14 protein-coding genes are annotated in these 19,550 nt (G+C 68.3%); 8 read left to right on the top strand and 6 right to left on the bottom strand.

What is annotated here, in order from left to right; all coding sequences use genetic code 11:
- The first annotated feature begins 3 nt into the window (after positions 1 to 3).
- Positions 4 to 858: an ABC transporter permease gene (locus tag B9N97_RS27645; protein WP_085091197.1), complete on the top strand. Its 855-nt coding sequence runs from the start codon at positions 4 to 6 to the stop codon at positions 856 to 858.
- Complete coding sequence (locus B9N97_RS27640; RefSeq protein ID WP_085091034.1) at positions 855 to 2,609, top strand: M14 family metallopeptidase; 1,755 nt, start codon at positions 855 to 857, stop codon at positions 2,607 to 2,609. The genes B9N97_RS27645 and B9N97_RS27640 overlap by 4 nt, the downstream gene beginning before the upstream one ends.
- Before the next feature lie 7 nt (positions 2,610 to 2,616).
- Here the strand turns inward: B9N97_RS27640 and B9N97_RS27635 are convergent, their stop codons facing one another.
- Positions 2,617 to 3,843, bottom strand: a complete 1,227-nt coding sequence (locus tag B9N97_RS27635; RefSeq protein ID WP_143266892.1) for an ABC transporter substrate-binding protein — start codon at positions 3,841 to 3,843, stop codon at positions 2,617 to 2,619.
- Between the two features lie 51 nt (positions 3,844 to 3,894).
- A complete protein-coding gene (locus B9N97_RS27630) occupies positions 3,895 to 5,184 on the bottom strand; it encodes a hydroxymethylglutaryl-CoA reductase, degradative (protein ID WP_085091032.1) in 1,290 nt (429 codons plus the stop codon).
- 258 nt (positions 5,185 to 5,442) lie between these two features.
- Here B9N97_RS27630 and B9N97_RS27625 point away from each other — a divergent pair, with 258 nt between their 5' ends.
- Positions 5,443 to 6,825 carry an aminotransferase-like domain-containing protein gene (locus B9N97_RS27625; RefSeq protein ID WP_085091031.1) on the top strand — a complete coding sequence of 461 codons (1,383 nt, stop codon included), beginning with the start codon at positions 5,443 to 5,445 and terminating at the stop codon, positions 6,823 to 6,825.
- A gap of 10 nt (positions 6,826 to 6,835) precedes the next feature.
- On the opposite strand, the gene B9N97_RS27620 is transcribed toward B9N97_RS27625, so the two are convergent.
- Positions 6,836 to 7,789 (bottom strand): choline sulfate utilization transcriptional regulator, encoded by a 954-nt coding sequence (locus B9N97_RS27620; RefSeq protein ID WP_085091030.1) that lies wholly within the window; start codon positions 7,787 to 7,789, stop codon positions 6,836 to 6,838.
- 111 nt (positions 7,790 to 7,900) lie between these two features.
- Between B9N97_RS27620 and betC the strand changes: the two genes are divergently transcribed.
- The gene (gene betC, locus B9N97_RS27615) at positions 7,901 to 9,442 is read left to right on the top strand and encodes a choline-sulfatase (RefSeq protein WP_085091196.1); all 1,542 of its coding nucleotides are present in this window, start codon (positions 7,901 to 7,903) and stop codon (positions 9,440 to 9,442) included.
- A 55-nt stretch (positions 9,443 to 9,497) separates the two neighbouring features.
- Positions 9,498 to 10,508: a choline ABC transporter substrate-binding protein gene (locus B9N97_RS27610; RefSeq protein ID WP_244560962.1), complete on the top strand. Its 1,011-nt coding sequence runs from the start codon at positions 9,498 to 9,500 to the stop codon at positions 10,506 to 10,508.
- Between the two features lie 137 nt (positions 10,509 to 10,645).
- On the opposite strand, the gene B9N97_RS27605 is transcribed toward B9N97_RS27610, so the two are convergent.
- Positions 10,646 to 11,542, bottom strand: coding sequence for a hydrogen peroxide-inducible genes activator (locus tag B9N97_RS27605; protein ID WP_085091029.1), 897 nt, complete (start codon positions 11,540 to 11,542; stop codon positions 10,646 to 10,648).
- 123 nt (positions 11,543 to 11,665) lie between these two features.
- Here B9N97_RS27605 and katG point away from each other — a divergent pair, with 123 nt between their 5' ends.
- A complete protein-coding gene (katG, locus tag B9N97_RS27600) occupies positions 11,666 to 13,861 on the top strand; it encodes a catalase/peroxidase HPI (RefSeq protein ID WP_085091028.1) in 2,196 nt (731 codons plus the stop codon).
- A 98-nt stretch (positions 13,862 to 13,959) separates the two neighbouring features.
- Complete coding sequence (locus B9N97_RS27595; protein ID WP_085091194.1) at positions 13,960 to 14,166, top strand: hypothetical protein; 207 nt, start codon at positions 13,960 to 13,962, stop codon at positions 14,164 to 14,166.
- A gap of 33 nt (positions 14,167 to 14,199) precedes the next feature.
- Here B9N97_RS27595 and B9N97_RS27590 read toward each other — a convergent pair whose 3' ends face one another.
- Together B9N97_RS27590 and B9N97_RS27585 are read right to left on the bottom strand one after the other, a co-directional pair.
- Positions 14,200 to 14,892, bottom strand: coding sequence for a GntR family transcriptional regulator (locus tag B9N97_RS27590; RefSeq protein WP_085091027.1), 693 nt, complete (start codon positions 14,890 to 14,892; stop codon positions 14,200 to 14,202).
- A complete protein-coding gene (locus tag B9N97_RS27585) occupies positions 14,889 to 17,852 on the bottom strand; it encodes an FAD-binding and (Fe-S)-binding domain-containing protein (protein WP_085091026.1) in 2,964 nt (987 codons plus the stop codon). Before B9N97_RS27585 ends, B9N97_RS27590 begins: the two co-directional genes overlap by 4 nt.
- A 461-nt stretch (positions 17,853 to 18,313) precedes the next feature.
- On the opposite strand from B9N97_RS27585, the gene B9N97_RS27580 reads away from it, so the two are divergent.
- On the top strand, positions 18,314 to 19,519 hold the full coding sequence (locus tag B9N97_RS27580; RefSeq protein WP_085091025.1) for a pyridoxal-phosphate-dependent aminotransferase family protein: 1,206 nt from the start codon (positions 18,314 to 18,316) through the stop codon (positions 19,517 to 19,519).
- The last annotated feature ends 31 nt before the right edge of the window (positions 19,520 to 19,550 follow it).

Raw genomic sequence — 19,550 nt, 5'->3', positions numbered from 1 at the left:
GCCATGGCCGCTGCGCTCTCCTTCCTGCGTTCCCCGCGCTTCCGCAACCTGGAATTCCTGCTCGGCGCCACGCTGACGCTGGTCATCTGCCTCGCCGTGCTCTTCTCCGACCAGCTGTTTCCCGGAGGGGCGGACAAGATGGACCTGATGGCCCGCCTGTCGCCGCCCTTCCGGACTGCGGCGCACCCGCTGGGCACCGATCCGCTCGGGCGCGACGTGCTGGCCCGCGTGGTCGCGGGCGGCAAGATCTCGCTGCTGGTCGGTTTCGTCTCGGTCGCCGGGGCGGCGGTGATCGGCGTGCTGATGGGCCTGATCTCCGGCTATTACCGCGGCATCTGCGACATGGTGGTGATGCGCTTCGCCGACGTGCAGCTGGCGCTGCCCTTCATCCTTCTGGCGATCACCTTCATCGCCATCGTCGGCGGCAGCCTGACCAACACCATCATCCTGCTGATCGTGTCGCAGTGGGTGCAGTACGCCCGCCTCGTCCGCGGCTCCGTCCTGGCACTGCGCGAGCGGGAGTTCATCCAGTCCGCCCGCGCCATCGGGGTCAAGGACTGGCGGATCATCGTCCAGCACCTGCTGCCGAACCTGATCGGCCCGGTGATCGTGCTGCTGACGCTGAACGTCGCCAACAACATCCTGCTGGAAAGCAGCCTGACCTTCCTCGGGCTCGGCATCGATCCGACCATCCCCAGCTGGGGCGGCATGCTGGCCTCGGGGCGCACCTATCTCCAGGTCGCCTGGTGGGTCAGCGTCTTCCCCGGCCTTGCCATTCTTCTGACCGTGCTGGGCCTGAACCTGCTCGGCGACTGGCTGCGCGACAGCCTCGACCCCACCGGGAGAACCTCTCGATGACCGTCCTGTTCGAAGCCTCGTTCGAGCGGACGCTCGATCACCTGTGCGCCCGGCTGAAAGGCGAGATGGCGGAGGCCTGGACCTTCGACGACGCGCAAAGCCGCCGCGCCGCCGAACGGCGCCTCGCGGAGCGTGGCGTGTCCGCCCGAATCCGCAGCGCCTACAAGCCCCTGCTGCATTTCTTCCTGGAAGAGGTGGAGCCCCGCGATCTGGCGGCCGTGACCGTCGCCTATCCGGTCCACCCGCAGGCTCCGGCGAACCGCTTCCTGCTGGAGGCCTACCCGCTGGCCGCCCTGCTGGCGGGGGCGGAGGTGGCGTTCCACCCGCGGACCGATGCCGCGTTCCATTACGACGTGACGCTGACCTTCAAGGACGGCCGGCGGGAGGAGCGGCGGGTGGCCGCGCCCAACCGCGTCCACACCGACATGGCGGGGGAAACCAGCGTCTCGCCGACCGGCTGGCTGCGCCTGGGCGGCGATGGAGAGGGCGAACGGCTGGAAACCGATTACGAGCGGCTGTTCGAGGCCGCCATGTCGGCCATCGCCGGCCACCCCTGGACCGGCGGCGAGCCCTATTTCGAGGAACTGAGCATCCGCGCCGACTATCCGGCGTCGGACGAACCGTTGGGCTTCGCCGACGAGGTCGTGAGCCTGCGCGAGGCCTTGCACGAGGACTTCTACTTCTCCCTGCTGGAGGTGTTCCAGCGCAAGTCCGGCCGCCCGCTCGGCGACCGCGGGCTGAAGCCGGGCCAGATCGCGCCCGACATCAGATTGCCCGACATCCGGCTGAGCGACGGCGCGGTGCGGGTGCGGGTGGAACTGCGCCCCTTGTCGCGCGACGCCGTTACGGCCGCCGACGATCCCCTGGACGCCGCCTCGCTGGACCGGGCCGCCGCTCCGATCGGGGGCGCGGCGATCCGGGCCGGGCTGGAGCGGATCGGCGGCGAGCCGTTCGAGGCGGGGACGCGCAGCGGACGCCGGGTGCTCGCCCGCCATGTGCGGGGCAGCGACGCACCGGTTATGATCAGCGGCGGCCAGCACGCCAACGAGACGACCGGCGTGGTGGGCGCCCTGCGCGCAGCGGACCGGCTGGCGCAGCGTCCGGGCGCGCATTTCACGGTGTCGCCCCTGGAGAACCCGGACGGCTACGCCCTGCATCACCGGCTGCGGGCCGGCAACCCGCGCCACATGCACCATGCGGCGCGCTACACCGCACTCGGCGACGATCTGGAATACCGCAACCCTGTGGAGGCCGGCCCCCATCTCAATGAAAAGGCCATCCGGCTGGAGGCGGAGCGGCGGAGCGGCGCCCGTCTCCACCTGAACCTGCACGGCTACCCATCGCATGAATGGACCCGGCCGCTGTCGGGCTATGTGCCGCGCAACTTCGCCATGTGGACCCTGCCCAAGGGCTTCTTCCTGGTGATGCGCCACCACGCGGGTTGGGAGACGGCGGCGGAGCGCCTGCTCGACCGGGTGACGGCGCATCTTGCCACGATTCCGGGTCTGGCGGCCCGCAACGCCGAACAGATCGCGCTCTACGAGATCCATGCCGGCGAGACCGGGTTCCGCCTCATCAACGGCTTCCCCTGCCTGTCATCGCTGGATGAACGCGGCACGGTGCCGGTGACGTTGATCACCGAATATCCGGACGAAACCATCTATGGCGATTCCTTCATCCAGGGCCACACGGCGCAGATGGAGACGGTGCTTGCCGCCTACGAGGCCTGGCAGGAGCTTATCGTGAGCTGACCGCGCCCTATTTCTTCACCAGCGGGCAGCCGCCCTCCGACAGCGGGCGGAAGGCTTCGGCGCCGGGGATCGTCTTGACCAGCTTGTAGAAGTCCCAGGGTCCCTTCGATTCCTCGGGCTTCTTGACCTCGAAGAACAGCATGTCGTGGACCGCCCGGCCGTCGACGCGGACGCTGCCCTTGCCGAACAGGGGATCGTCGGTCGGCAGGTCCCGCATCTTGGCGGCGACGACGGTGGCGTCGGTGCTGTTCGCCGCCTTGACCGCCTTCAGGTAATGGAGGGCGCCGGCATAGACGCCGGCCTGGTTGCCGGTGGGACGGCGCCCGTCCATCCGGGCGGCGAATCGGTCGGCGAAGGCGCGGGTGCCGGGATTCAGATCCCAATAGAAGGCCTCGGTCAGGTACAGCCCCTGCGCATCCTTCAAGCCGACGGCGGCGACGTCGCTCAGCTGCATCAGCAGGGCGGCCAGCCGCTGGCCGCCGGCGGTGATGCCGAACTCCGTCGCCTGCTTGACCGACCCGATGGTGTCGCCCACCGCGTTGGCAAGCCCGATGACCTGCGCGCCGCTGCCTTGCGCCTGCAACAGGTAGGAGGAGAAGTCGGACGCGTTGGGCGGATGGCGGACGCTGCCGACGACGGTGCCGCCCAGGCTCTTGACCACCGCCGAGGCGTCGCGCTCCAGCGCATGGCCGAAGGCGTAGTCGGCGGTCATGAAGAACCAGCGCTTGCCCCCGCTCTCCGTCACCGCCCGCGCCGTGCCGTTGGCCAGCGCCCAGGTGTCGTAGGTCCACTGGATGGTGTTGGGGGAGCATTTCGGGCCGGTCAGTTCGGTCGTGCCGGGACCGGAGGCGATGAAGACCGCCTTGGAGTTGCGCGTCACCTCGTTCACCGCCAGCGCCACCGACGAGAAGGGCACGTCCAGGATCGCGTCGACATGCTCCTGGTCCAGCCAGCGGCGCGCGGTGGCGGCGCCGATATCGGGCTTGTTCTGGTGGTCGGCGTGGATGACCTCGATGGTGACGCCGGGCAGCTCCTTGGCGAAATCCTCCGCCGCCAGCTCCGCAGCCACCACCGAGCCCTGCCCGGTGCTGTCGGAGGCGAAGCCGCTCATGTCGGTCAGCACCCCCAGCTTCACCCGGTGGTTCGCGATCTCGGCCGATGCCGGGACGGTACCGATCGACAATGCGACGAGGCTGGCCGCGGCCATGCCGGCCAGCGTGTATCCGGTCTTCATCAAGGTCCTCCCCTTTTTCATTTTGATGCTCTACGGCTTTGTCTGCTGCCGTCAGGCGCCGGCGGCCCCGCCGCGCAGGTCCTGCAGGACCGCCTGGGCGATGTCTTGGCGCACGCTGCCACGCTCCACCAGCACGGCGGCGACGCGGTCGATCTCGTCGCCCACCGCGCCGGCCATCATCGCGATGTTCTGGGCATGCAGGGCCATGTGACCCTTCTGGATGCCGGTGGTCGCCAGCGCCTTCAGCGCCGAGAAGTTCTGCGCCAGCCCGACCGCGGCGATGATGCGGGCGAGACGTTCGGCGCTGGTCACGCCGAGGATCTTCAGACAGGCCTGCGCCGTCGGGTGCGCCTTGGTGGCGCCACCGATCAGCCCGACCGCCATCGGCAGTTCGATGGAGCCGCTGAGCTGCCCGTCGGCGGTAACCTCGTAGCGGGTCAGGCTGCCATACTGGCCGCTGCGGGCGGCAAAGGCATGGGCGCCGGCCTCCACCGCGCGGGTGTCGTTGCCGGTCGCCAGCACGACGGCGCTGACGCCGTTCATGATCCCCTTATTGTGGGTCGCGGCGCGATACGGGTCGGCGGCGGCGAAGTGATAGGCGCTGACGATGCCGTCGCGCACCGCCTCGCCGCCGATCTGGTCAAGCGGCCACACCGCATGCGCCCGCGCCAGCCGGCGGTCGGCCAGATTGGACAGGATGCGCAGATACACCCGGCCGCCGGTCCAGGCGGCGATGTGGGGGGCCAGCGCCTCCGCCATGCTGTTGACCGCGTTGGCGCCCATCGCGTCGCGGGTATCGACGATCAGATGGGTCACCAGCATCGGGCCGCCCTGGCTGTCGAGCACGCGCACCTCGACGTCGCGGAAGCCGCCGCCGAAGGACAGCAGCACCGGGTCGCAGCCGTCGCAGATCGCCTTGATCTCCTCGCGCCGCCCGAGGATGCGCAGGCGGGCCGCATGGGGATCGGCCACCTCGACCGCCTGGATCTGCGCGATCATCAGCGTGCCGGACATCGAGGTGGTGAAGCCGCCGGCGTCATAGCATTGCCGGGCGGCATTGCAGACCGCGGCAACGACCGACGACTCCTCCGTCGCCATCGGGATCAGCACGTCCTCGCCGTCGACCCTCATGTTGGTCGCGATCCCCAGCGGGATGTTCATCGACCCGATGACATTCTCGACCAGCCGGTCGGCAAGGCTCAGATCCAGGTTGCCGGTGTCCGACAGCCGCGCGGCGGCAGCGGCATCGAGGCCGGCGAAGTCCGAGACGATGCCCAAGCGCTCCGCAGGCGATTTCTTGTGGAATCCGGAGATGCGGGAACTGCGGGTGGTGTCGGTCATTCCTGAACCCTGTCTTGCGCTTTGCGGATGCATCCCCCTTTGGCGCCGCGCGGCGGCGCACACCGGATGGGACGATTGGGGCGGGATTATTGGTGGTGCCGGAGTGGTGCTGGTCGGGCAGGCGCCGCGGACCGTCCCGCCATCACCATTCGCTCCAATGATGATCAGTGATACAAAGGGACAGCACAAGGGACAGTTTCCCGAAATCTCCGGGACACTGTACCAGCGCATTCATTGGGACACTGCAGCGGTGATGCGATGACAAGGGTGGGCAGCATCGTCGACAGGATCGCCGGCCTGATCGGCGAGGGCCTGTTGAAGCCGGGGGAGCGCCTCCTGTCGGTGCGGGCCGGCGCCGTCGAGCACGGCGTCTCCAAGAACACCATGGCCGAGGCTTACGACCGTCTGGTGGCTCTGGGCCATGTCGAGGCGAAGCAGGGCGCCGGCTATTACGTCGCCCGCGTCCGCCACGCTGTGGCCGGGCAGCAGTCCGCCCATGTCGCCGAAGCGGTAGACTTCGTGTCGCTGCTTCGCGAACAGCTGGTGCAGAGCTATGCCGTGCGGATCGGCGACGGCCGACCGCCGCCCTCCTGGATGGAGCGGTTCGAGGCCAGTGGCAATCCGAGATTCACGGCCGCAAGCCGCGGCCTGACGCCGGACCACGGCTACGGCTCCCCCTGGGGCTTCCTGCCGTTGCGGGAGCGGCTGGCGCTGACGCTCGGCGAACGGTCGATCACGGCGTCGCCGGACCAGATCCTGCTGACCCAGGGCGCCAACCACGCACTCGACCTCGTGGCCCGCCAGATGCTGGAACCGGGGGACACCGTGCTGGTCGACAGCCCCGGCTATTACCCGCTGTTCGGCAAGCTCCGGCTGTCGCGCATCGGCATCGTCGGCGTCCAGCGCCGCCACGACGGCCCCGACCTCGACGACCTCGCCGCCAAGGCCGCCGCCCACAAGCCGAAGCTGTTCTTCACCCAGTCGCTGGCGCACAACCCGACCGGCGGCTCGATCACGCCCGCCGTCGCCCACCGCCTGCTGCGGGTCGCCGAACAGCACGGCCTGTACGTTGTCGAGGACGACCCCTTCGCCGATGTCCTGCCGGCCGCCAGCCCGCGGCTCGCCGCGCTCGACCAGCTGGAGCGGGTCATCTATGTCGGCACCTTCTCGAAAACCCTGTCGGCCAGCCTGCGTGTCGGCTATGTCGCGGCGAAACGCCCGCTGATCGACCGGCTGTGCGACGTCAAGATGCTGACCGTCGTCAGCACCTCCGACTATGTCGAGCGGATGGTCTACGCCTTCATCGCCTCCGGCCAGTATCTCCGGCACCTGCGCCGGCTGAAGACGCTGATCGCCGAGCATACCGAAAAGGCGACGGTCGCCCTGACCCGCATCGGTGTCCGGCTGCCGCCCGCCGCACCCGGCGGATATTACCTGTGGGGCGAGCTTCCCGACCGCATCGACGAGGCGGAACTGGTGCGCCAAGCCGCGGAACAGGGGATTTTCCTGGCGCCCGGCACGTTGTTCCTGCCGACGCGGACGGCGACCACGCCGGCGATGCGGATCAACATCGCCTATGCCGACGATCCCCGCTTCATCGCATTTCTCGGCGACCGCCTGCACGCCGACGGAGCACGGTAACCAGGCGCTCTCAATCGCCGTTCCTGTGGTCGCCATCCCGGCGGCTTTCCTCGACGACCCAGCGGCGGAAGCGGTCGCGGCGCTCATCCGGCTTGCGCCGGCTGGAGACGACGAGGAAATAGCCCCGCTCCGTCTGGACCGGCCGGTCGAGCAGGGCAACCAGATGCCCGTCCCGCATCAACTCGGCGATCAGCGGGCTCCATCCCAGCGCCACCCCCTGGCCCATCAGGGCGGCCTGCAGCACCAGCGGGTAATTGTTGAAGGTCAGGTCCTGGCCGCCGGCCGGCACGGGCAGCCCGTGCAGGGTGAACCAGTCGCTCCACGACAGCCAGGCGGCCGGCCCGACGCATTCCAGATGCAACAGCGGCAGGGTCGCCAGATCGGCGGGGGAAGCGGCGGCCCCGGCCTCGGCGCCGGCGGCGAACGGGGCGCGGCTCGCCCGGAAGGCAGGGCTGCAGACCGGCAGGACCCGTTCGGGAAACAGGAGTTCCGCCTCGCAGCCGGGCCAATGGCCGTGCCCGAAGGTGATGGCGATGTCGGCCGCCTCGCGGCGCAGGTCGATCGCGTTCTGCGTCGTCACGATCCGCACATCCAGCTCGGGCAGAAGCTGGCGCAGGGCGCCGAGACGCGGCAGCAGCCAACCGGAGGCGAAACCGAAATCGGTGGCGACGTTCAGCACGCCCGGCCGTTGCCCGTCACGGATGCGGGTCACCGCATCGCCGATGCCGTCCAGCGCCTCGCGTGTCGCCTCGTAGAGCCGCACGCCGTCCGGCGTCAGCGCGACGCCGCGATGAAGGCGGCGGAACAGCGCCGTCCCCAAATCGGCCTCCAGCCAGCCGATCTGGTGGCTGACGGCCGACTGGGTGCAGGCAAGCTCGCGGGCGGCGGCGCTGAAGCTCAGCAGCCGGCCGGCCGCCTCGAAGAAAAGCAGGGTGCGCAGCGGCGGCAAACGGTCCTTTCCCATGAGCACCCTTCATACCGGCATGATGAGACTGGGGCTTCACGCCCCCTGTTGGCTGCGTCAATCCTATCGTTCTCGAACGATCTGTCCATAAACGGTATGAAGCAGGCGGATATGGCACGGCGCCCCAACATCCTTGTCCTCATGGCCGACCAGATGATCCCGCAGGCGCTCGGCGCCTACGGCAACCCGACGGTGCGGACGCCGCACATCGACCGCCTGGCGGAGGGCGGCGTGGTGTTCGACAGCGCCTACTGCAACAGTCCGCTCTGCGCCCCCTCGCGCTATGTCTTCCTGTCGGGGCGGTTGCCATCGGCCATCGGCGGCTACGACAACGCCGCCGAATTCCCCTCCGCGGTCCCCACTTTCGCCCATTACCTGCGATTGGCCGGCTATAAGACCATTCTGTCCGGCAAGATGCATTTCTGCGGAGCCGACCAGCTTCACGGCTTCGAGGAGCGGCTGACCACCGACATCTATCCGGCCGATTTCGGCTGGACGCCGGACTGGACCCGGCCCGAGGAGCGGCCGAGCTGGTATCACAACATGAGTTCGGTGCGCGACGCCGGTCCCTGCCTGCGCACCAATCAGCTCGACTTCGACGAGGAGGTGGTCTTCACCGCCGAGCGCAAGCTGTACGACATCGCCCGCGGCCGGCGGGAACGGCCCTTCTGCTTCGTGGTGTCGCTGACCCATCCGCACGACCCCTACGCCATCACCGAGCGCTACTGGAACCGCCACACCGACGCGGAGGTGCCGCTGCCGCGCGTCACCCTGGCTCCGGAGGCGATGGACCCGCATTCGCGGCGGCTGCGCCATGTCTGCGCCATGGACGAGATGCCGCTCAGCGAACGCCAAATTCTCAATGCCCGCCGCGCCTATTACGGCTCCGTCGCCTATGTTGACGATCAGATCGGTCGGTTGATGACCGTGCTGGAGGAAACCGGGCTGGCCGAGGACACCGTCGTCGTCCTGCTGTCCGACCATGGCGACATGCTTGGCGAACGCGGGCTGTGGTACAAGATGAGCTTCTTCGAGTCGGCCTGCCGCATCCCGCTGATCATCCGGGCGCCGGGCTGGTTCCAGGCCGGTCGGGTCGCCGCCTCGGTCTCGTCGATGGATCTGCTGCCGACCCTGGTCGATCTCGCCCATGACGGGGCGGCGCCGGGCCTGCCGACGCCCATCGACGGACGCAGCCTGCTGCCGCACCTTCAGCGCAGCGGCGGCCACGACGAGGTGATCGGCGAATATCTGGCCGAAGGCGCCCTGGCCCCGATCGTGATGATCCGGCGCGGCAGCGAAAAATTCATCCATTCGCCGGCCGATCCCGACCAGCTCTACGACCTGTCCGACGACCCGGACGAGCTGGTGAACCGGGCGGAGCAGCCCGCCGCCGGCTCGGCCGAGGCTGACGCCGTACGGCGCTACCGCGCCGAGGTGGAGCAGCGCTGGGACCTGACGCGCCTGCATGAGGAGGTCGTCGCCAGTCAGCAGCGGCGCCTCCTGGTGGCCGACGCGCTGCGCCGGGGGCAGCACCGCTCCTGGGATTTCCAGCCCTTCACCGACGCAGGCACCAGCTATATGCGCAACCATCTGGATCTCGACGATCTGGAAGCCATGGCGCGCTTCCCGCGCCCTGGTACCTCTGTGCAATAGGACGGCGCGACGGCGCGCCGGACGTCGACCATCACCCGACAGGAGGGAAGGCAGCATGCATGTACCCGGGGTTGCAATGGGCGGTTTGTCGGCAGGACGTGCGGCGCTGGCCGGCCTGATGACCGTGATCGGGATCGCCGCCGGCTCGCTGACGGCAGCGGCCGTGTTGTCGGGGGCGGCAGCGGCGGCGGAGCCCGCGAACTGCCAGATGGTGAGGATGGCCGATCCCGGCTGGACCGACATCACCGCGACCAATGCGGTGGCGGGAACGCTGCTGGGCGCGATGGGCTATCAGCAGAAGATCGAGACCGTCGCCGTGCCGATCATTTTCCAGGGGCTGAAGACCGGGCAGATCGATGTCTTCCTCGGCAACTGGATGCCGGCCCAGTCCACCTTCCTCGACAAGCTGATCGCCGAGAAAACGGTCGAGATCGTGCGCCCGAACCTGGAGAACGCCAAATTCACCCTGGCGGTGCCGACCGCGGTGGCCGAAGCCGGCGTGCACAGTTTCGCAGACCTCGCCAAATTCGGCGACCGGTTCGAAAAGAAGATCTACGGGATCGAGCCGGGGGCGCCGGCGAACCAGAACATCCAGCGCATGCTCGACAAGAAGGATTTCGGGCTGGAGGGCTGGACCCTGGTCGAATCGAGCGAGCAGGCCATGCTGGCGCAGGCGATACGCCGGACGCGCAGCAAGGATTGGGTGGTCTTTCTCGGCTGGCAGCCGCACCCGATGAACACCCGGATCGATATGACGTATCTCAGCGGCGGCGACGCCTATTTCGGCCCGAACTATGGCAGCACCACGGTCAACACCCTGTCCCGGCGCGGCTACGGCACCGAATGCCCCAACGTCCACCGCCTGTTCAGCCAGCTCGCCTTCACCGTCGGGATGGAGAACGAGATCATGGCCGCCATCACGGAAGACAAGAAAGCGCCCAAGGACGCGGCGGCCGGCTACCTGAAGGCGCATCCCGACCTGCTCGGCCCCTGGCTGGCCGGCGTGTCGACCCGCGACGGCAAGGACGCCGCCCCGGCCGTGCGCGCGGCGTTGGGCCTGAAGTGACGCAACAGACGACAAGGAGACGAACAGCCATGCTGGCCGCGTTGCGCGCATGGGTCCGGGCCCGCTTCCCATCCTGGTTCCGGCCGGCCTACCGGCCCGAACGCCATTACATGCGTGGTCCCTCCGGCTTGCGATGATCAAGGCTCCGGCGGCCGGCCAAGCAGTTCCGTCAGCTTCAGGAACTGGCCGGCCAACGGGCTTGTCTTGCGCCAGACCATGCCGATGGTCCGGGAGGGTTGCGGATCCTTGAAACGGACGACGGATACCGTGCCTGAACCGGTCTCCACCGCCACCGCCATCTCCGGTATCAGTGTCACGCCCATACCCGCCCTGACCATCTGGACCAGCGTGGAGAACGAATTCGCCTCCAGCGCCTTCCGGGGGGAGGAGGACGGCATGTTGCAGAAGGACAGGGCCTGATTGCGGAAGCAGTGCCCCTCCTCCAGCAAGAGCAGCCGCATCTCCCGCAGCATGTCTCCGGTGGGCACGGGCTTTTCCGCATCCTCGGCCGGGCGGACCAGCAGAAAATCCTCGGTGAACAGCGCCACCTCGGTCAGCGACGGCTCGAACACCGGCAATGCGACGATTGCGGTGTCGAGCCGGCCATCTGCCAGTTCTTCGATCAGTTTGGACGTCTGCGCCTCGCGCACCTCGATCTCGACATGGGGGTGCTCCCGTGTGATCACCCCGATCACGGCCGGCAGCAGATAGGGCGCGATGGTGGGGATCATGCCGATGCGCAACCGGCCGCTGATCCGGTGGCGCGAGATCAGGGCAAGCTCCCCCAGCTGATCGATCGAGCGCAGAATGTCGCGGACGCGCAGCGATGCCTCCTGCCCGAAGGCGGTCAGCCGAATGCTTCTGCCGCCCCTTTCCACGAGCGCCGCACCCAGGGCTTCCTCCAGTTCCTTGATCTGCATCGACAGGGCGGGCTGCGAGACGGCGCAGGCCGCCGCCGCCCGTCCGAAATGGGCGTGGTGTGCCAGCGCATCGAAATAGCGAAGCTGCCTGAGGGTGACGGAGCCGGGAATCATAAGCTCACCTTATCGCAGCAATCATCAAAGACCATTTTACCTGATCGTGCGTTAACCATACAGTTTTATCCACAGAGCATTTGTTGCCGCCACGCGAACCCGTAAGCGATTCAGGAGGAAACGATGGACGCAAGGACCGACGAGAGCGCAGGCAAGTGCCCGTTCAGTGGAGGAAGCCGGGGCCACAGGAACCGCGACTGGTGGCCGAATGCCCTCGATATCGAGATGCTCCATCGGAATTCGGCCTTGTCCGATCCGATGGGCAAGGATTTCGACTATGCCAAGGAATTTCAGTCCCTCGATCTCGATGCGGTCATCAAGGATTTGCATGCCTTGATGACGAATTCGCAGGACTGGTGGCCCGCCGACTTCGGCCATTACGGCGGCCTGATGATCCGCATGGCGTGGCACAGCGCCGGCACCTACCGCATCACCGACGGCCGCGGCGGCGCCGGCACCGGGCAGCAGCGTTTCGCGCCGCTCAATTCCTGGCCGGACAACGCCAACCTCGACAAGGCGCGCCGTCTCCTGTGGCCGATCAAGCAGAAATACGGCCGCAAGCTGTCCTGGGCTGACCTGATGGTCCTGGCCGGCAACGTCGCCCTGGAATCGATGGGCTTCAAGACCTTCGGCTTTGCCGGCGGCCGCGTGGACGCGTGGGAACCGGAGGAGCTTTTCTGGGGTCCGGAAGGAAGCTGGCTCGGCGACGAGCGCTACAGCGGCGAACGCCAGCTCGCGGACCCGCTGGGCGCGGTGCAGATGGGGCTCATCTACGTCAATCCGGAGGGGCCGAACGGCAATCCCGACCCGGTGGCGGCGGCCAAGGACATCCGCGAGACCTTCCGCCGCATGGCCATGAACGACGAGGAGACCGTGGCGCTGATCGCCGGCGGCCACACCTTCGGCAAGACGCATGGGGCGGGCGATCCGTCCTTCCTCGGCCCGGAACCAGAAGCCGGCGCGCTGGAGGACCAGGGACTCGGCTGGAAGAGCAAACACGGCACGGGGTACGGTCCCGACGCCATCACCGGCGGCCCGGAGGTGATCTGGTCCCAGACGCCGACGAAGTGGAGCAATCACTTCTTCGACAACCTGTTCAAGTATGAATGGGAACTGACCAAGAGCCCGGCCGGCGCGTGGCAATGGCAGGCGAAGGACGCCGAGCCTTCGGTTCCGGGGCCCTGCGCGGACTCCGAAATGCGTCGGCCGACGATGCTGACGACCGACCTGTCCCTGCGCTTCGACCCCGCCTATGAAAAGATTTCGCGGCGGTTCTACGAGAATCCGGACCAGTTCGCCGATGCCTTCGCCCGCGCCTGGTTCAAGCTGACCCACCGCGACATGGGGCCGGTCGTCCGCTATCTCGGCCCGCTCGTCCCGAAGGAGACGCTGATCTGGCAGGACCCGGTCCCGCCGGTCGATCATCCGCTGGTGGACGACGCGGACATCGCCGCTCTCAAGTCGCGGATTCTCTCTTCCGGCCTTTCGGTCTCGCAACTGGTTTCGACGGCCTGGGCTTCGGCCTCCACCTTCCGCGGATCCGACAAGCGCGGCGGCGCCAACGGCGCGCGCATCCGCCTCGCCCCGCAAAAGGACTGGGAGGTGAACGAGCCGGCGCAACTGCAGACCGTGCTGCAGACGCTGGAGACCATTCAGAAGGACTTCAACGCGGCGGCCGGCGGCAAGAGGATCTCGCTTGCCGACCTGATCGTTCTTGCCGGCGGTGCGGCCATCGAAAAGGCGGCGCAGGATGCCGGCCTGACCCTGCAGGTGCCGTTCTCGCCGGGGCGCACCGATGCATCGCAGGAGCAGACGGACGTCGACTCCTTCGCCCCGCTCGAACCGCGCGCCGACGGCTTCCGCAACTATGTCAACGGCGCGAAGCAGCAGTTCATGATACCGGAAGAGGCGCTGGTGGACCGGGCGGCATTGCTGCGGCTGACCGGCCCGGAGATGACGGTCCTCCTCGGTGGGCTGCGCGTTCTCGGCGCCAACATAGGCGGCTCCAAGCATGGCGCTCTCACCGACCGGCCCGAGACGCTGACGAACGACTTCTTCGTCAACCTGCTCGACATGGGGACGGAGTGGCAGCCGCCGAACGCCGACGGCATCTATGAGGGGCGCGACCGCAGGACCGGGGAACGCAGATGGACCGCCACCCGCGTCGACCTGATCTTCGGGGCGCATTCGCAGCTCCGCGCATTTGCGGAGGTCTATGCGTGCAGCGACGCGCACGGGAAGTTCGCGAAGGACTTCGTCGCCGCCTGGACGAAGATCATGAACGCCGACCGTTTCGATCTGGCCCGGCCGCTCCATTGACGCGGAAGGACTTCAATAGAGGCGCCCGGCCGGCCGGGCGCCTCGAAAGGCCGGTCAAGGGTATGCCGCCACCAATGAGGGAGAAGGGAGGCTCGATCATGAGCAACCGCCAGATACAGACCGACCGCGAGTGGCTGATCTTCATCGAGAAGGACATCGACACTCTCGATCAGCAAATCTACCACGCGAAATGGACGATCACCCAGTCGCAGTCGGCGCTTGAACGGCTCTGCGCCGCCCGCGACTCCCTGCTTGCCCAGGCACAGGAGATCCTGGATCGCCTCGACGGGAAGTCATCCGTCTAGGCAGCTGCACTATATCGGGCCTGGCGGACAAGCTCAGGCGGCCGACGAGGTTTTCGCGGCGTCGGCATCCGACGGCGCCATCCCGGTCGAATCGGCCATGATGTCGATCTTGCGCTCCAGATGCCGGCGCAGCAGAACCGCGATGGCGGCGCCGTCCCGCCGGACCAGGGCGTCCAGAATTTGTTCATGCTCGCGCACCGCCTGGTCCCACCAGTCGCGCGGCATGTCGGCGACGTAGCGGGCGCGGCGGATGCGCAGCGCCAGACCGGCGTGGGTGGCGATCAGCACCGGATTGTTCGACGCCGTCAGGATCATGTGGTGGATGCGCTCGTTCAACCGGTAATAGGCCTGCAGGTCGCGGCGGGCATGGTGGGCCAGCATCTCGTAATGCAGCGCGCGCAGCTCGGCGATCTGCTCCTCGGTGATGTGGGCGCAGGCCAGTTCGCCGGACAGCGCTTCCAGGCAGGCCATCACCGTGAAGGTGTCCTCGATGTCGGCCCGCGTCAGGGTGGCGACCCGGGCGCCGCGGTTGGGCAGCAGCAGCACCAGCCCCTCGCTGGCCATCACCTTCAGCGCCTCGCGCAGCGGGGTGCGCGACACGCCGAAGCGCTCGCACAGCTCGCGCTCGTTGATGCGCGAGCCGGGCGACAGCTCGCCGTCGACGATGGCGGTGCGCAGCCGGGCGACGACCTCGGCGTGGAGGCTGCTGCGGTCGATCAGCGTCATTCCGGTCCTTCCCCCACAGCAGCCGTCCGCTCCGCCAACGCCTGTTCCAACGCCTGTTCCAACACGAGGGCGACATGCACCGCCCGCCGGCCGGCGCCGTCCTGGATCTGGTGGCGGCAACTCGTCCCGTCGGCCACCAGGATGGTGTCCGCATCGGCGGCGCGCACCGCCGGCAGCAGGTCGAGTTCCCCCATCCTCATCGACACCTCGTGATGCTCCGCCTGATAGCCGAAGGCCCCGGCCATTCCGCAACAGGTGGATTGTAACACCGAAACCTCAAGGTCCGGGATCAGCTTCAGCACTCTTTCCACGGGCGGCAGCGCGCCCATGGCCTTCTGGTGGCAATGGCCGTGCACCAGCGCCCTGCGCGCCGCCAGCGGCTTCAGCGGCAGGGCCAGCCGGCCGGCGGCGTGCTCGCGGTCGAGGAACTCCTCGAACAGCAGGGCGTGGCCAGCGATGCGGGCATATTCCGGTCCGGGCAGCACCGCCGTCATCTCGTCGCGCAGCGTCAGCAGGCAGGACGGCTCCAGCCCGATGATCGGCACCCCGCGCTCGGCATAGGGCATCAGCGCCTCGACCACGCGCCATTGCTCCGCCCGCGCCTGCTCGACCAGACCGGCGGCGAGGAAGGTCCTACCGCAGCACAGCGGCCGGCCGCCGTCGGCCGGCGGCGCGGCGTGGACGGTGTACCCCGCCGCCTCCAGCACGCGGACCGCCGCACGGGCGTTGTCGGACTCGAACCAGCGATTGAAGGTGTCGGCGAACAGGACCACCTCGCCGGCCGCGCCGTGTTTCGGGACATCGGAATGCCGGAACGGCGTCCGGTGCCAGCGCGGCAGCGACCGGTGGCGGCTCAGCCCGAGCAGGCGCTCCGTCAGCGCCGGCAGGCCGGGGATCCGGCCGTGAAGGTTCAGCAGGGGCGCGGCGGCCGACAGCGTTGGGGCGTAGCGCGGCAGCCACGCGACCAGCCGGTCGCGCAAGGACAGGCGGGCGCCGTGCCTGCGGCGCTGGGCCAGCACCTCGATCTTCATCTTCGCCATGTCGACGCCGGTCGGGCATTCGCGCTTGCAGCCCTTGCAGCCGACGCAGAGGTCCAGCGCCTCCATCACCCCGTCGGCGGCCAACCCCTCGGGACCGAGCTGGCCGGTCAGCGCCAGCCTCAGCGTGTTGGCCCGGCCGCGGGTGACATGCTGCTCGTCGCAGGTCGCGCGGTAGGACGGGCACATCACGCCGGGGTCGGACTTCCGGCAGGTGCCGTTGTTGTTGCACATCTCCACCGCGCCGAGGAAGCCGTTCCACTCCGACCAGTCCAGCGCGGTGTCGACCGGCATGGCGCCATAGCCGGGCTTGTAGCGGAACAGGCGGCGGTCGTCCATGCGCGGCGGATCGACGATCTTGCCGGGGTTGAACAGGCCGGCCGGATCGAACAGCGTCTTGACCTCGCGGAAGGCATCGACGATGCGGCGGCCGTACATCGGCTCGTGGAATTCGGAGCGGACCAGCCCGTCGCCGTGCTCGCCGGAATGGGACCCCTTGTATTCGCGCACCAGGGCGAAGGCCTCCTCGGCGATGGCGCGCATCTTCCGCACCTCCAGCTCCTGCTTGAGGTTCAGGACCGGACGGACGTGCAGGCAGCCTTCGGAGGCGTGGGCGTACCAGGTGCCGGTGGTGCCGTGGCGGTGGAAGACCTCGGTCAGCCGCTCGGTGTAGTCGGCCAGATGCTCCAGCGGGACGGCGCAATCCTCGATGAAGGAGACCGGCTTTCCCTCCGTCCGCATCGACATCATGATGTTCAGCCCGGCCTTGCGCACCTCCCAGATCGCCGCCTGGAAGGCCGGGTCGACCGCCTCCACCACCGCGCCGGGCAGGCCGAGATCGCCCATCAGCTCGCCCAGCCGGCGGAGATTGACGATCTCCTCGTCGCGGTCCTCGCCGGCGAATTCCACCAGCAGCAGGGCGTCGGGCTCGCCGACGATGAAGCGGTCCATGGTGGCGCGGAACAGCGGGATGTCCCGGCCCAGCGCGATCATGTTGCGGTCGACCAGTTCCACCGCCGCCGGCTTCAGCCCGACGATGGCCTGCGCCGATTCCATTGCCTTGCGGAAGGTCGGGAAATGGCAGACGCCCAGCACCTTGTGCCGGGGCAGCGGCGCCAGCGCCAGCTCGATGCGCTGGAAGAAGGCCAGCGTCCCTTCCGACCCGACCAGCAGCTTGGCGAGGTTGGGGTGGTCGCCGCCCAGCCGTTCGATGTTGTAGCCGCCGACCTTGCGGCGGACGGCAGGAATGCGGGCGGCGATCTCGTCGGCTTCGCGGGCGTGCAGCGCTTTCAGCGCCGCTTCGAGTTGCCGATGACGCCCGGTCGACGGGGCGGAACCGTCGAAGCGCACCGGGGTGCCGTCAGCCAGCACGGCGTCGATGGCGCGGACATTGTGCACCATGTTGCCGTAGCGCAGCGACCGGGTGCCGCAGCTGTTGTTGCCGGTCATGCCGCCGATGGTCGCCTGCGCCGCGGTCGAGACGTCGACCGGGAACCACAGCCCCAGCGGTTTCAGCGCCTTGTTCAGATGGTCCAGCACGATGCCCGGCTGCACCGTCGCCGTCCGCGCCTCGGCGTTCACGTCCAGGATGCGGTTCAGGTGCCGGGAGCAGTCGAGGACCAGCGCCTCGTTCACCGTCTGCCCGCACTGCGAGGTGCCGCCGCCCCGCGGCAGGATCGGCACCCCTTCCTCCACCGCCACGGCGACCGCCGCCGCCACATCCTCCGCATCGCGCGGCACGACGACGCCGACCGGCTCCATCTGGTAGATCGAGGCGTCGGTGCTGTAGCGGCCGCGCACGAAACGGTCGAACAGCACCTCCCCCTTCACGGCGCCGCGCAGGCGGGCGGCCAGGGCGCCGTCACCGATCCGGGAGCCGCGGCGCGGCGCGGCGGTCGGGGCGTTGCGGTCGTCGAGCGGCATGGCGTGGGCTCCCCTGAAACGGATGGCGACGGCGGACGGCACGGATGGATCGCGCCGGCAGATCGTCGATTTTGAATTCAAAATTCACCTTGCGGTGAATCGTCCCTGCGGCCCGATGGGTCGCAACGCCGACCTCAATCGTTCGTCAGACGAACAAAATCCTTATGGGAACGTGAGATTTCTGTCGAGACCCGGCGACAGCATAGGCGCTATTGCCGATGCACCCTTTCGGAAATGGGTAGGTCATGGCCGCAAATGACTGTTTGCAGCGCCGGCGATTTGAATGCAAAATTTGTTTGGTAGGCAAACCAACAGTTCGTGCTCGCCGTCGCCGCTCTGCGCCCGGATCTCAAGCGCCCGAATCTCGAATGCCGGGATCCTGCGCACCGACCGGGCGCATCGATATTGCCCCCGAGTCACCGACACCACGGCATCATCGACATAAGGGAGGAGAAGCCTTCATGGCCCATCGCAGCGGACGCCATTTCCTGCAAATCCCGGGTCCGACCAACGTGCCCGACCGCATCCTGCGGGCGATGGACCGGCCGACCATCGACCATCGCGGCCCGGACTTCGCCGCGCTCGGCCGTGAAGCGCTGGACGGAATCAAGACGATCTTCAAGACCCAGCAGCCGGTGGTGATCTACCCGGCGTCGGGCACCGGGGCGTGGGAGGCGGCGATCGTCAACACGCTGTCTCCCGGCGACCGGGTGCTGATGTTCGAGACCGGCCACTTCGCCACGCTGTGGCGCAATCTCGCCGAGCGCTTCGGCATCCACTGCGATTTCGTGCCGGGCGACTGGCGCCACGGCGTCGACCCGGCCGCAGTGGAAGCCCGGCTGGCCGAGGACCGCGGCCACACCATCAAGGCGGTGATGGCGGTCCACAACGAAACCTCGACCGGCGTCGCCAGCCGCATTCCGCTGATCCGCAACGCCATCGACGCCGCCGGCCACCCGGCGCTGCTGCTGGTCGACACCATCTCGTCGCTGGGGTCCATCGACTACCGCCACGACGAATGGGGCGTCGACGTGACGGTCAGCGGCTCGCAGAAGGGCCTGATGCTGCCGCCGGGGCTGAGCTTCAACGCCATTTCCGAAAAGGCGATGGCGGCCAGCCGCAGCAACCGGATGCCGCGGTCCTACTGGGATTGGGCCGACATGGCCGGTCCGAACCGGGCCGGCTTCTTCCCCTACACGCCGGCGACCAACCTGCTCTACGGTCTGGTCGAGGCCATCGACATGCTGCACGAGGAAGGGCTGGACGCCGTCTTCGCCCGCCACGACCGCCACGCCGAGGCGACGCGCCGCGCCGTGACCGGCTGGGGGCTGGAGGTCCTGGCGCTCGACCCCGCCGAATATTCCAGTTCGCTGACCGCGGTGCTGCTGCCGGACGGCCATGACGCCGACCGGCTGCGCCGCATCATCCTCGACCGCTTCGACATGTCGCTGGGCGCCGGGCTCGGCAAGCTGGCCGGCCGGGTGTTCCGCATCGGCCATCTCGGCGACTTCAACGATCTGACGCTGGCCGGCACGCTGAGCGGGGTGGAGATGGGGCTGGAACTGGCCGGCATCCCCCACCGCAAGGGCGGCGCCCGGGCGGCGATGGATGCCCTGCAGGGTGGAGCCGCCGCGCAGGCGGAAAGGACGGCCGCCACCGTCGCCTGAGGACGCAACGAGACACCAAACAAAAAGGGAG

The organism is Azospirillum oryzae (assembly GCF_900177515.1).
GTDB classification, from domain to species: Bacteria; Pseudomonadota; Alphaproteobacteria; order Azospirillales; family Azospirillaceae; genus Azospirillum; species Azospirillum oryzae_A.
This window is presented reverse-complemented; position numbering and strand designations above follow the sequence as displayed.